Annotated in this window: 15 protein-coding genes; 9 read left to right on the top strand and 6 right to left on the bottom strand. The window is 29.8% G+C overall.

The window, feature by feature from the left end; all coding sequences use genetic code 11:
• Positions 1–402 precede the first annotated feature (402 nt).
• A complete protein-coding gene (gene rpsT, locus AC5SL0_RS07015) occupies positions 403–663 on the bottom strand; it encodes a 30S ribosomal protein S20 (protein ID WP_026362696.1) in 261 nt (86 codons plus the stop codon).
• A gap of 50 nt (positions 664–713) precedes the next feature.
• Positions 714–1,577, bottom strand: a complete 864-nt coding sequence (gene mutM, locus AC5SL0_RS07010; RefSeq protein WP_011281686.1) for a bifunctional DNA-formamidopyrimidine glycosylase/DNA-(apurinic or apyrimidinic site) lyase — start codon at positions 1,575–1,577, stop codon at positions 714–716.
• A 35-nt stretch (positions 1,578–1,612) separates the two neighbouring features.
• Here mutM and ubiE point away from each other — a divergent pair, with 35 nt between their 5' ends.
• The 6 genes from ubiE to AC5SL0_RS06980 are packed head-to-tail and all read left to right on the top strand — an operon-like array spanning position 1,613 to position 6,741.
• Positions 1,613–2,317, top strand: a complete 705-nt coding sequence (gene ubiE / locus AC5SL0_RS07005) for a bifunctional demethylmenaquinone methyltransferase/2-methoxy-6-polyprenyl-1,4-benzoquinol methylase UbiE (RefSeq protein ID WP_011281685.1) — start codon at positions 1,613–1,615, stop codon at positions 2,315–2,317.
• A complete protein-coding gene (gene ubiB, locus AC5SL0_RS07000) occupies positions 2,317–3,885 on the top strand; it encodes a 2-polyprenylphenol 6-hydroxylase (RefSeq protein ID WP_006997502.1) in 1,569 nt (522 codons plus the stop codon). The genes ubiE and ubiB overlap by 1 nt, the downstream gene beginning before the upstream one ends.
• 8 nt (positions 3,886–3,893) lie before the next feature.
• Complete coding sequence (gene coaBC, locus AC5SL0_RS06995; protein WP_494618253.1) at positions 3,894–5,099, top strand: bifunctional phosphopantothenoylcysteine decarboxylase/phosphopantothenate--cysteine ligase CoaBC; 1,206 nt, start codon at positions 3,894–3,896, stop codon at positions 5,097–5,099.
• A gap of 6 nt (positions 5,100–5,105) precedes the next feature.
• On the top strand, positions 5,106–5,543 hold the full coding sequence (gene dut, locus AC5SL0_RS06990; RefSeq protein ID WP_494618252.1) for a dUTP diphosphatase: 438 nt from the start codon (positions 5,106–5,108) through the stop codon (positions 5,541–5,543).
• Complete coding sequence (locus tag AC5SL0_RS06985) at positions 5,540–6,295, top strand: HesA/MoeB/ThiF family protein (protein WP_494618251.1); 756 nt, start codon at positions 5,540–5,542, stop codon at positions 6,293–6,295. The genes dut and AC5SL0_RS06985 overlap by 4 nt, the downstream gene beginning before the upstream one ends.
• Positions 6,292–6,741 (top strand): SH3 domain-containing protein, encoded by a 450-nt coding sequence (locus AC5SL0_RS06980; protein WP_006997506.1) that lies wholly within the window; start codon positions 6,292–6,294, stop codon positions 6,739–6,741. The genes AC5SL0_RS06985 and AC5SL0_RS06980 overlap by 4 nt, the downstream gene beginning before the upstream one ends.
• Here the strand turns inward: AC5SL0_RS06980 and AC5SL0_RS06975 are convergent.
• From AC5SL0_RS06975 to AC5SL0_RS06960, 4 genes are all read right to left on the bottom strand, one after another.
• Positions 6,734–7,327, bottom strand: a complete 594-nt coding sequence (locus tag AC5SL0_RS06975) for a DUF3501 family protein (protein WP_494618250.1) — start codon at positions 7,325–7,327, stop codon at positions 6,734–6,736. The genes AC5SL0_RS06980 and AC5SL0_RS06975 overlap by 8 nt on opposite strands.
• A 2-nt stretch (positions 7,328–7,329) precedes the next feature.
• Entirely contained in the window at positions 7,330–8,661 is a 1,332-nt protein-coding gene (locus tag AC5SL0_RS06970) for a (Fe-S)-binding protein (protein WP_006997508.1), read from the bottom strand.
• 57 nt (positions 8,662–8,718) lie between these two features.
• The gene (locus tag AC5SL0_RS06965; RefSeq protein WP_006997509.1) at positions 8,719–9,135 is read right to left on the bottom strand and encodes a rubrerythrin family protein; all 417 of its coding nucleotides are present in this window, start codon (positions 9,133–9,135) and stop codon (positions 8,719–8,721) included.
• 104 nt (positions 9,136–9,239) lie between these two features.
• On the bottom strand, positions 9,240–9,668 hold the full coding sequence (locus tag AC5SL0_RS06960) for a Fur family transcriptional regulator (RefSeq protein ID WP_494618248.1): 429 nt from the start codon (positions 9,666–9,668) through the stop codon (positions 9,240–9,242).
• 73 nt (positions 9,669–9,741) lie between these two features.
• Here AC5SL0_RS06960 and fabA point away from each other — a divergent pair, with 73 nt between their 5' ends.
• The 3 genes from fabA to AC5SL0_RS06945 are packed head-to-tail and all read left to right on the top strand — an operon-like array spanning position 9,742 to position 12,239.
• Entirely contained in the window at positions 9,742–10,242 is a 501-nt protein-coding gene (fabA, locus tag AC5SL0_RS06955) for a bifunctional 3-hydroxydecanoyl-ACP dehydratase/trans-2-decenoyl-ACP isomerase (RefSeq protein WP_494618247.1), read from the top strand.
• Entirely contained in the window at positions 10,242–11,453 is a 1,212-nt protein-coding gene (gene fabB, locus AC5SL0_RS06950) for a beta-ketoacyl-ACP synthase I (protein ID WP_018413736.1), read from the top strand. Before fabA ends, fabB begins: the two co-directional genes overlap by 1 nt.
• Complete coding sequence (locus AC5SL0_RS06945; protein ID WP_006997513.1) at positions 11,454–12,239, top strand: enoyl-ACP reductase FabI; 786 nt, start codon at positions 11,454–11,456, stop codon at positions 12,237–12,239.
• The last annotated feature ends 43 nt before the right edge of the window (positions 12,240–12,282 follow it).

The following is a 12,282-nucleotide window of genomic DNA, read 5'->3' as shown; positions in this document are numbered from 1 at the left end:
AAAAATTTGTAGGAATAAGGTCAGTTAGAAGCAAAATAATTTTTTTGCAATAAATAATTTTGTAAAAGCAAAAATAAATAAAATTAATATTTGCAATAAATAATTTAGTAAAAATAAAAATAAATTAAATCTATAGGTGATTCATTTCAAACGGGAATATTCTCTCTAAGCTGATATAATATTACAACCAAGAGGTGGTCTGTTTTAAATCTTAAAAATTATTTTGCCACAGTGTTGTTTGATTGAACGATTAATTTTACAAATTTAAAATCTATGATTGTGTGATTTATAAATTATGTTTCTTATTGTTTTACTAAATCTATATATAGTTAATCTAAAAATTTGATTTCTTATATGATGTAAGTACTATTAGTTGAAATTTAAAATAGTCGTATAAATTTATTATAAGCCTGAAATTTTCTTTGTTATTCTCGAAATGTTTCTTGAAGCATTTGCTTTCTTTATAATTCCAGTTTTTGCAACTTTCATTAACTCAGAGTTCAACTTTGGCAAGAATTTTAGAGCTTCATCTTTTTTCTTTTCTACCAGAAGAAGGTTCATTTTTTTTATAGCATTTCTGTACTTGCTCTTACGAGCCTTATTAACCAATGTTTGTGTAGCAATTCTTCTAATTCTTTTAATTGCTGATTTTGTGTTTGCCATAAGCGCAGTGGTATAGCTTGAGAATTTATACTGGTCAATAGAATAATTCCCTATTTTTGGCATGTATTACAAAAGAATGTTGACCTATTAGATATAAATATTTTCTGAATTTTCCCATTACATTTAGTTCTTAAGCAGCTTAGATTTTCTCTTTGATACACCCTAAATTCTTTTTGGAAATTTCCACTTTTTCCAGTGATGTTTTTAAAATCTCGAATACTTGACCCTCCTTTTTTAATAGCCCTATTAAGTACACTTTTTGAATAAGTAATAATTTTTTTGCAATCTTGCTTGGTTAACTTTGATGCATAGGTAATTGGATTAATTTTACATAAAAATAAAATTTCACTAGCATAAATATTTCCAATTCCTGATACAAATTTTTGATCTAATAAGAAACTTTTTATATCCTTTTTTTTATTTGTGAAATAACCAATTAAATATTCTAAGTTAAAATTTTTAAAAAATGGTTCAGGTCCTAAATGACTAAATCTTTTTTCAAGTTCCTTCTTGTTTTCTATAAATTTAAAAAATCCAAATCTTCTAGGATCATTGTATATAACTCTTAAACCTTTAAAATGAATTTCAACATGATTATGTTTTTTTGGTAGGCTTGGTGAATTATAAAAACTAGTATTAGTAAACTTACTAATATTATTTTTTTTTATTAAATGAACAGTTCCAGACATCCCTAAATGAATTAAACAAAAAGATTGATCAGAAAAATTCAAGATCAAATACTTTGAAAATCTAGTTACTTTTTTAATAATTTTATTTTTTAATAATTCTTCAAATTTTAAAGGAATTTTAAACCTTAAATTTCTATTCGTAATTATTATTTTTTTGATTTTTTTATGCTCTAATTTTTTAGATAGCGATTGTTTGACTATTTCTACTTCTGGTAATTCTGGCATTTGAGACTATATTATCAATAAATAATAAATTTAATATGCAGCAATATCTCCAAAACAAAAAGGGCCTTGTCCAAAGTGTCTTTGATAATGTCTATGACAAATATGATTTAATGAATGACTTTATGTCATTGGGTGTTCATAGAATTTGGAAAAAAGATCTATTAAGTTGGATGAACCCTTCAAATAATAAAACTTTAATTGATGTCGCCTGCGGAACTGGAGATCTTGGTAAACTTTTTTTAGATGCAACTGATAAAAATGGTGAAATATTTTGCGTTGATCCAAATAAAGGGATGATTGGTAAAGGCAAAGAAAAGTTAAATACTTATAAAAATATCAATTGGATAATTGCTCCAGCTGAAAAGTTGCCTATTAAAGATAATTCTTGTGATTATTATACAATTAGTTTTGGACTACGAAATACTAAAGATCTAAATAAAGCTTTGTCAGAAGCTTATAGAGTTTTAAAACCAGGAGGTCGTTACTTATGTTTAGAATTTTCTAAAATTCAAAACTCTAATTTAGACTTTATATATAAAAATTATTCAAAACTTATTCCTTTAGTTGGAAAAGCTATAGTTGGACAAAAAGAACCTTATGAATATCTGGTTAAAAGTATTGAAGAGTTTATTAATCAAGAAGAGTTAATTGATTTAATGAATAAAAATAAATTTGTTAACTGCAGTTATAGAAACTTATCAGGTGGAATTGTAGCTATTCATTCAGGCTGGAAAATCTAATGTTAAAAAAAATATTCATCTTATTTAAATTAGGAAGAAAATTAGCTCGTTCTGATATATTAACTATTCTTTCTAAGTTTAAAAAACCACCATTAGCAATTAAGATTCTCTTCCAAATACTTTCATTTTCTTTTTCTCCACCTAATAAAAATAATTTAAACGAAAATGAAGGAGCAAAACTTTCTAAGTCGCTACAATCAATGGGAACTACATTTATTAAGTTAGGACAATTTTTGGTTACTAGACCTGATATTATCGGAGATGATTTAGCAAAACAGTTAGAGGGCTTACAAGATAGGTTGCCCGCTTTTACTTTAACTGAAGCAAAAGCAATAATTAAAAAAGACCTAGGAGATGATACTTTCAATTCAATCATTGATTTAAGTGAACCAGTTGCAGCAGCTTCAATAGCACAGGTTCATAAAGCAAAAATAAATGACAATGGAACCATAAAAGATGTTGCTATTAAAATTTTAAGACCAAATATAAAAAAAGTATTTAATGAGGAGATAGATGCTTTGATGCTTTTTGCTTTTATGGTTGAGTCATTTATAAAAAAAACAAAAAGGCTGAAATTGGTAGAAGTAGTTTTTCTTCTTAAAGAAATAACTAATTTAGAAATGGATTTAAGATTTGAAGCAGCAGCTGCAAATGAATATGCCGAAAATACAAAGAATGATGCAGGTTTTAGAGTTCCTGCTATTTATTGGAATTTTACAAGCGAAAATGTCATGACACTTGATTGGGTAGAAGGCGTTTCTATTCGTGAAACAGAAGATTTACAAAAAAGAAATATAGATACTAAGAGAATAGCCTCTGATGTAATTCAGCATTTTTTAAGACATGCTGTTAGAGACGGTTTTTTTCATGCTGATATGCATCAAGGAAACATATTTATTGACGATAATGGGCAAATTGTTCCTATAGATTTTGGAATAATGGGAAGATTAGACAATCTTAGCAAAAGATTTTTAGCTGAAATTTTATTTGGATTTATTCAAAGAGACTACAAAAAAGTTGCTGAGGTACATTTGGTTGCTGGTCTAGTTCCTAAAGATGTGCCTGTTAATGATTTAGCACAAGCATTAAGATCAATTGGTGAACCAATTTTTGGTCAATCTGTAAAAGATATTTCTGGGGGAAAATTATTAAAACAACTTTTTGAAGTTACTGAAAAATTTAATATGCAAACTCAACCTCAATTATTAATGTTACAAAAAACAATGGTAGTGGTTGAGGGAGTTGCGAGAAAACTTAACCCTAATACCAATATATGGGAAACTTCAAAACCAGTTTTAGAAAGTTGGTTAAGAGAAACAAAAGATCCAATTAATACCTTAAATGAAAGTTTAAAAAGTACTACTGAAGTAATTAAAAGATTGCCTGATTTTCCAGAGATTATGGATAAAGCCAATCAAGCTTTATCATTTTTAGCAAGTGGACAGATCCCCCAAAATTCAAATTCATTTACTGCCTTAAATGAAAAGAGATCTGAAATGACTGCCTTTAGAAATCAGTCTATTGTTGGTTTATTACTGCTTGTAATTTTTGGTCTAGTAGTATTTTAATTCTCACAATGAATAATATATCTGAAAGAAAAATACTTTTAATAATATGTGGTGGCATATCTGCTTACAAAAGTTTAGAATTAATCAGATCATTAAAAAAATTAGGTGCAAAGGTTAAAACTATTCTTACTAAAAGTGCTAAAGAATTTGTAACTCCTTTGTCCGTTGCCTCACTATCTCAAGAAAAAGTTTATGACGATTTATTTAGCCCTGAAAATGAGGCTGAAATGGATCATATTTCACTATCTAGATGGGCAGACTTAATTGTTGTAGCTCCAGCTACCGCTAATACAATCTCAAAATTAAGCACAGGGTCTTCAGATGATCTTGCTTCAACTGTAATTTTGGCTTCAGATAAAGATATTTTTTTAACACCAGCAATGAATGTTAGAATGTGGGACCATCCATCAACGAAAGAAAACCTTAAAAAATTAAAATCATTTGGTTATAAAATTATAGGTCCTGAAATTGGAGATATGGCCTGTGGAGAATTTGGTGAAGGGAAAATGACTGAACCAGATAATATTGTTCAAGAAATTAATTTATACTTTAGTGAATTAAATAAAAATTATAAATTAAAAGCCTTAGTAACGGCTGGACCAACTAATGAATATATTGACCCTGTAAGATTTATAACAAATAAATCCTCTGGAAAACAAGGTTATGCTTTAGCAAAAGCATTTGCTAAAAAAGGATTTCAAACCACTTTAATTTCTGGACCTACAAATTTAGAAGTAGGCAACAATATAAACTTAATTAAAGTAGAAACTGCAGACGAAATGTTTAAAGCTACACAAAATAATTTACCAACAGATGTAGCAATTTTTTCAGCAGCTGTTGCTGACTTTAAAGTTAAAGAAATAAGTAATAGCAAAATTAAAAAGCAAGAAAAATTAAATCTAGAACTAGAAAAAAATATTGATATTTTAAATTATGTATCAAAACATAATTCTCTTAGACCAAAGTTGGTAATTGGATTTGCTGCAGAAACTAATAATATAGAAGAAAATGCAAAAAAAAAATTAGATGAAAAAAACTGTGATTGGATAATTGCAAATGATGTTTCCAATAAAGCAATTGGATTTGACTCTAGTTTTAATGAAGTTTCGATTTATTATAGAGATAAAAATATGGATGATGAAAGGCTTACAATAAAAAGTAAATCTGAAATTTCTGATGAAATAGTAGATAGAGTTATTAAAAGATTAAATTAAAATTCAGTGGCTAAAATATTAATCAAAAAATTAAATCCTAAAGTAGAATTACCTGCTTACAAAACAGATGGTGCTTCAGGTATGGATTTGATGGCTTTTATAGAGGAGCCTATTAGAATAGCACCTAATAGCTCATATTTGGTTCCTACAGGTCTTTCAATGGCATTTTCAGAGGATTATGAAGTTCAAATTCGTCCTCGATCTGGTTTGGCTGCTAAAAAAAGTATTACAGTTTTAAACACTCCGGGGACAATTGATAGTGATTATAGAGGAGAAATTAAAGTTATACTTTTTAATCATGGTAAAGAAGATTTCCTTATCAACAATAAAGATAGAATAGCACAAATGGTCTTAATGCCTGTAATTAAGATGGAGTTTGAAGAAACAGATAATTTACCTGATACATTGCGAGGTGATGGTGGATTTGGCTCAACAGGTAAATGAATAGCCAATTAAAAAAAGCATCAATAGAAAGATACTCAAGACAAATAGTACTAAAAGATATTGGCACTATTGGACAAAAAAAAATTATATCTTCAAAAGTTTTAATTGTTGGAATGGGTGGTTTAGGATCTCCTGTTGCAGAATTTCTTGCAAGAGCTGGAGTTGGTTCGATAGGTATAGTTGATGATGATAAAGTTAGTTTATCTAATCTACACAGACAAAGTCTTTATAACACCAGCGATATAGGAAAATTTAAAGTTCAAATAGCAAGGGTTAAAATTAAAAAAATAAACCCAAGTATTAAAATTAAAATTTACAAAATAAGACTTGATAAAAATAACTTTAGGAAAATTATAAAAGATTATGATTATATAGTTGATGGTTCTGATAATTTTTCAACAAAATTTTTATTAAATGATTTTTGTTATAAATTTAAAAAAATACTTGTAACCGGAGCCATAAGTAAATTTGACGGTCATATATTTACTTTTAATTTTAAAAATAAAAAAATTCCATGTTTAAGATGTTTTTTTCAAGACTCTGATATTTCAGATGACTTATTAAATTGCGAGTCAGAAGGTATTCTTGGCACTGTTGCTGGTATAATTGGAACAATACAAGCAAATGAAGTTTTAAAGAAAATACTTGGTATTGGAAAAAGTCTTGATGGATATATTTTTATCTTAGATTTATTACAATTAAATTTTAGAAAAGTTAAACTTAAAAAAAGAAAAAACTGTTTTTGTAAATGATAAAAAAAATAGCTATCTGGTTTTTGTGTCTATCAGTTTTATTTGGTCAATTTTCAATGGCAGAAGAAAAGTTTCTTTCTTTAAAAAAAAGTAAAGTAAATGTTCGATATGGACCAAGTTTTGATTCAAAAATCAAATATATTTATAAAAAAATAAATTTACCGATAAAACAAATAGATCAAAAAGAAAATTTTAGGAGAATTGTAGATTTAAAAAATAATAGTGGATGGATCCACATTTCTCAGATTAAAAAATCAAATTCTATTATTATTTTAGAAGATAAAATTTTATATAAAAAACCATCTAACTTTTCAAAACCAATAGCCAAACTAGAAAAGGGAAGACTATTAATCTTAAAAAAATGTGAAAATATATGGTGTAACGTAAAAACTGAAGATTATTCAGGCTGGGTCAAAACTGAAAATATTTGGGGCTCTATTAGATAAAATCATCACATAGCGATTTAATGCTATTTTCTGATAGTTTTGTTGTGTGAGTATACTCTTTATGATCAATCCCAAGTTCAATAGTTGCACTATCTGATTTAAATTTAAAAATTTGATCATCATTTAATTTGAAATGGATAAACTGTACTGAAGAAGCTTTTCCTTCTGCTGATGTTCTGTCAACATCTGCTTCTGGAACTGCTTTAACAATTTCATTATTAATTTTCATAAATACCTTTTCTTCAATACCTCCAACTTTACCTAAAAATTTAGCTCTTGAAATTGGATTATCAATTTCAAACATTAATGTTGCTATAAGTTCTTTTCCACTTGGTACTAAGGGATTGTAGGCTATTAATTCATCTTTTAATTGCTCATCTCCACCTTTTTCGATGTGAAGCATTTCTTGAACTTGGGCAACCATAGTTTCAAAACTTTCAAAATAAAAAGTAGCATAAGGACCAAGTGCTATTCTTCTATCTTTTTTAAACTCAACTAAATCTTTTCTGATTTGTTTTCTACTTTTTGTGTAAACATCAGATGGTAGTAAGTCTTCTTTTTCTATTAGTCTTTTTTCTTTACTCATAATTACAATCTATAACTTTTTGCCATTAATTCGATAGGATGAAGTGCCTCATCATTTGAAATATTTGTGTCTGTTTCTAATTGTTTCAAATGCTTACCTGCCAAAGGACAATCTGAAGCCATGTATTTATTATTTTTATTTTTAATTTGTTTTGCTGTTGGTGTTCCAACTTTTATAGCTAGATCGTGAGTTTCCTTCATCACACCAAAAGTTCCTCCGTGACCAGCACATCTTTCAACAACATCCATTTTTATATTAGGAATGAATTTAAGCATATCTCTAGATTTAATACCCATATTTTGTGCTCTTGCATGACAAGCGTTGTGAACTGTAACCCCACCATCAATTTCTTGTAAGCCCTCTGCTAAGCCTTCGTTTTGTGCTATATCAACGATATACTCATCTATATCACTAACACTTTTTGAAAGTCTTTTAATATTTTCATCGTTTGGTAATAGCAATGGCCATTCAAATTTTAACATTAGACCACAGCTGGCTGTTAGAGTAATAATTTGATAACCCTTATCTACCCACTCTAATAAATCTTTGGAAACTTTTTTAGCTTGCTCTACAACTTTTGGTAAATCTGCTTGCTCGAGATAAGGCATTCCACAACAACCTGGGTAAGCCTCTTGAACCTCTACTCCATTTTTTTTTAAAACTTTTAATGCAGCTACACCAGTGTCTTTTTTATTAAAATTAACAAAGCATGTTGAATAAATTACAACTTTTCTATCTTTAGATGGAGCTTCACTGTTTACTGGAATATTATTTTTTTTAAAATATTTTGTAAATGTTTCTGAATTGTAGGTTGGAAGCTTAACCCTCATATCAATTCCAGCAACTAATTCTAATATTTTTCTAAAAAATGTATTTTTAATATTTGATGCCCAGTTTATAAGTGATGATAACATTACACCAATTTTTGCATTTCTATCAATTCGAGCTAATTGTGCCGGTACTGCAGGTAATTTATTTAATTTTTTTTGAGCTGTTCTGTATCTCAACATTAAGTGAGGAAAGTCTAAATCAAAATCATGTGGCGGTACATAAGGACACTTGGTCATAAAACACATATCACACAATGTGCAAGCATCTACTACAGGTTCAAACTGTTCACTTTTTAAACTTTCTACATCCTCATTTTCTGACTCATCTATCATGTCAAATAATTTTGGAAACGAGTCACATAAATTAAAACATCTTCTACATCCATGGCAGATATCGAATGCTCTTCTCATTTCGTCATCTAATTTTTTAGGATCTAAAAAATCTGGATGCTCAAAATTGATTGGGTGTCTAATGGGTGCGTCTATACTGCCTTCTTTACTCATATTTAAAATTTTAGGATTTAATGGTGGGGGAAAACCCCACCATAAATTAAGTTTTATTTACGCAATAGATTCTAATGTTTTTTGGAATTTACCTGCGTGTGATTTTTCAGCTTTTGCTAAAGTTTCAAACCAATCAGCTATTTCTGGAAAACCTTCTTCTCTAGCTGTTTTTGCCATACCTGGGTACATGTCTGTATATTCATGAGTTTCACCTTGTACTGCTGAAGCTAAATTTGCTTTAGTCTCACCAATTGGTAATCCCGTTGCTGGATCTCCAACTTCTTCAAGATACTCAAGGTGTCCATGTGCATGACCTGTTTCACCTTCAGCTGTAGATCTAAATACAGATGCTACATCGTTATAGCCTTCGATATCTGCTTTTTGAGCAAAATATAAATAACGTCTGTTTGCTTGGCTCTCACCTGCAAATGCATCCTTTAAGTTTTCTTCTGTTTTACTTCCTTTTAATGACATATTTTTCTCCTTAATGATTATGGTGTACATGTAATCATTCTAAACTGTAAGTCAACAGTTTAGAATTATTTTAATGTAATTATTAAATTATTGAAATTATTGAATTATTTTTGATTTTGATTATCAGTTGCAACTTTAATCAATACTTCTACTGATTTTATTTTTTTTCCTGTGATATTTCTTTTTATATTCACTGAATCAATTTCTTCGTTGCTACAATCAATCAACTCATTTGTATCTTCGTCAAAAAAGTGATGGTGTTCAGTTACGTTAGTGTCAAAATAACTTTTATCACTATTAATTGAAATTTCTTTTAAGTATCTTTTTTTCTTAAATGCATGAATTGTATTATAAACTGTTGCTAGGGAAATTTTTTCACTCAACTTTTCTTCAATAATTTTGGTCAAATCATTTATTGTAAAATGAAAAGTTTTTTCAGGTGAAAACAATACTTCACAGATTTTTAACCTTTGTCTAGTTGGTCTTAAGCCAGACTCTCTTAGTTTTTCTTTGTATATATTAATATTATTCATTGTTGTTTATAATAATTCTAAACTATTTCTATATTATAATCATCATAAATCAAGTATTAAGGAACTGAAATTTATGAAAAAAAACTCATTCACATATGATGAGCTAATAAGCTGCGGAAATGGGGAACTTTTTGGCCCTGGTAATGCAAAATTACCACTTCCACCAATGCTCATGTTTGATAGAATAACAGAAATCAACGAGGATAATGGTACATTTAGCAAAGGCTCTTTAAAAGCAGAACTTGATATCAAAGAAGACCTTTGGTTTTTTGATTGTCACTTTAAAGGCGACCCTGTTATGCCAGGTTGTCTTGGCTTAGATGCTATGTGGCAGTTAGTTGGTTTTTATCTTGGTTGGCTTGGCAATCCAGGCAAAGGGAGAGCTTTAGGCGTGAGTACAGTAAAATTCACTGGTGAAGTTTTACAAAATGTTAAAAATGTAAGATATGAAATTGATATGAAAAAAATTATGGCACCAGGTGGAACAACAGTTGGTTTGGCAAATGGTTTAGTATTTGCCGATGACAAGAAAATATATTCAGCAGAAAACTTAAAAGTGGGGTTATTTAAATAATGAGAAGAGTAGTAGTTACAGGTTTGGGAGTTGTTTCTTGTTTGGGGAATAATCAAGAAGAAGTTTATCAATCTCTTTTAAATTCAAAATCTGGAATATCTTTTTGCGAGGAATATAAAGAGCATAATTTAAGAAGCCACATTCATGGCAAACCAAATATTAAACTTGAAGATCATGTCGATAGAAAAACTATCAGATTTATGGGCTCTGGATCTGCATATAATTACATTGCAATGAAAGAAGCTATTAAGGATTCAGGATTAGAGGATAAGGATATAAGTAATTTTAAAACTGGAATAGTTATGGGTTCTGGGGGTCCTTCAATTGAAAATGTAGTTTTATCAGTTGATAAGACTAGAGCCAAAACTCCAAAATTAATGGGACCATTTATTGTTCCAAGAACTATGGCTAGTACATCTTCAGCAACTCTTGCTGTACCTTTTAAAATTAAAGGAGTTAATTATACGATGAGTTCTGCGTGTGCAACTAGCGGACACTGTATCGGTCATGCAAGTGAATTAATTCAAATGGGTAAACAAGACGTTGTGTTTGCAGGTGGTAGTGAAGAATTACACTGGGCAATGACTGCAATGTTTGATGCGATGACTGCATTATCTTCTAAATACAATGATGCGCCTGAAACTGCTTCTAGAGCTTATGATAAGACTAGAGATGGCTTTGTAATAGCAGGTGGTGGTGGAGTTTTGGTGCTTGAGGAATACGAGCATGCAAAAGCAAGAGGTGCAAACATATATGCTGAATTAACAGGCTATGGCGCGACTTCTGACGGGTATGATATGGTAGCCCCATCTGGTGAAGGTGCTGTTAGATGTATGAAAATGGCTTTAGCAACTGCTAAGAATAAAATGGACTACTTAAACACTCACGGAACTTCAACTCCTGTTGGAGATATAACAGAACTTAGAGGTGTTGGAGAAGCATTTGGTGCTGAGGTACCAAAAATAAGTTCTACTAAATCCCTTTCTGGTCACCCACTAGGTGCTGCTTCAGTTCATGAGGCAATTTATAGTTTAATCATGATGAAAAATAATTTTATCACAGCTTCAGCTAACATCACTGAAATGGATGATGAAGCAAAAAAATTCCCAATCGTTACTAAAACTGAAACAGATGTTAAATTAAACTCTGTTATGTCTAACAGCTTTGGTTTTGGTGGAACAAATGCAACTTTAATTTTTGAAAAGGTTTAAATGAGTTTAATGAAAGGCAAAAGAGGATTAATCATGGGCGTTGCCAATGAAAGGTCTATCGCTTGGGGTATTTCGCAGAAACTTGCAGAAGCTGGAGCAGAACTTGCATTCACTTATCTTGGTGATGCATTAAAGAAAAGAGTAATCCCTTTAGCAGAAAAATTAAATTCAAAAGCTACATTTAGTTGTGATGTTGAGAATAAAGAAGAAGTAATAAAACTTTTTGAAGATATTAAATCTGAATGGGGACAAATAGATTTTGTGGTTCACGCAGTTGCATTTTCAGATAAATCAGAATTATCAGGTGAGTATTTAAACACTACTAGAGAAAACTTTTTAAGAAGTATGTTAATCTCATGTTTTTCATTTACAGAAGTTGCAAAAGAAGCATCTAAAATAATGAAAGAAGGTGGAAGCATGTTAACCTTAACTTACGAATCTACTAAAGCTATTCCAAATTATAACGTAATGGGTGTTTGTAAATCAGCTCTTGAGGCAAGTGTTAAGTACCTTGCAAGAGATTTAGGTGCTAAAGGCATGAGAGTGAATGCTATAAGTGCTGGACCCATTAAGACTTTAGCAGCTTCTGCTATTGGAGATGCAAAATTCTTATACAAGTGGAATGAAGATCATTCTTTCCTTAAAAGAAACGTAGATATTCATGATGTTGGAAATTCAGCATTATATCTATTAAGCGACCTTGCAAATGGTGTTACTGGTGAAATTCATTACGTAGATGCTGGATATAACAAGGTTGGAATGCCAGATCCTAAAAATATTACCTAAAATATAGTTAAATTTAGTTAAAAAAATTTGAAAGAATTTTTTA

It is taken from the genome of Candidatus Pelagibacter sp. PS_16 (genome assembly GCF_059417965.1).
The sequence above is the reverse complement of the archived record's forward strand: the minus strand, read 5'-3'. Positions and strand labels throughout refer to the sequence as shown.

What these genes read in the sequence shown, in the direction of transcription:
- AC5SL0_RS06975 (WP_494618250.1), bottom strand. Translation starts at nt 7,327, where the DNA reads ATGAGTAAAGAAAAAAGACTAATAGAAAAAGAAGACTTACTACCATCT.
- AC5SL0_RS06945 (WP_006997513.1), top strand. Translation starts at nt 11,454, where the DNA reads ATGAGTTTAATGAAAGGCAAAAGAGGATTAATCATGGGCGTTGCCAAT.
- AC5SL0_RS06980 (WP_006997506.1), top strand. Translation starts at nt 6,292, where the DNA reads ATGATAAAAAAAATAGCTATCTGGTTTTTGTGTCTATCAGTTTTATTT.
- AC5SL0_RS06970 (WP_006997508.1), bottom strand. Translation starts at nt 8,661, where the DNA reads ATGAGTAAAGAAGGCAGTATAGACGCACCCATTAGACACCCAATCAAT.
- AC5SL0_RS06985 (WP_494618251.1), top strand. Translation starts at nt 5,540, where the DNA reads ATGAATAGCCAATTAAAAAAAGCATCAATAGAAAGATACTCAAGACAA.
- mutM (WP_011281686.1), bottom strand. Translation starts at nt 1,577, where the DNA reads ATGCCAGAATTACCAGAAGTAGAAATAGTCAAACAATCGCTATCTAAA.
- AC5SL0_RS06960 (WP_494618248.1), bottom strand. Translation starts at nt 9,668, where the DNA reads ATGAATAATATTAATATATACAAAGAAAAACTAAGAGAGTCTGGCTTA.
- fabB (WP_018413736.1), top strand. Translation starts at nt 10,242, where the DNA reads ATGAGAAGAGTAGTAGTTACAGGTTTGGGAGTTGTTTCTTGTTTGGGG.
- ubiB (WP_006997502.1), top strand. Translation starts at nt 2,317, where the DNA reads ATGTTAAAAAAAATATTCATCTTATTTAAATTAGGAAGAAAATTAGCT.
- rpsT (WP_026362696.1), bottom strand. Translation starts at nt 663, where the DNA reads ATGGCAAACACAAAATCAGCAATTAAAAGAATTAGAAGAATTGCTACA.
- AC5SL0_RS06965 (WP_006997509.1), bottom strand. Translation starts at nt 9,135, where the DNA reads ATGTCATTAAAAGGAAGTAAAACAGAAGAAAACTTAAAGGATGCATTT.
- fabA (WP_494618247.1), top strand. Translation starts at nt 9,742, where the DNA reads ATGAAAAAAAACTCATTCACATATGATGAGCTAATAAGCTGCGGAAAT.
- coaBC (WP_494618253.1), top strand. Translation starts at nt 3,894, where the DNA reads ATGAATAATATATCTGAAAGAAAAATACTTTTAATAATATGTGGTGGC.
- ubiE (WP_011281685.1), top strand. Translation starts at nt 1,613, where the DNA reads ATGCAGCAATATCTCCAAAACAAAAAGGGCCTTGTCCAAAGTGTCTTT.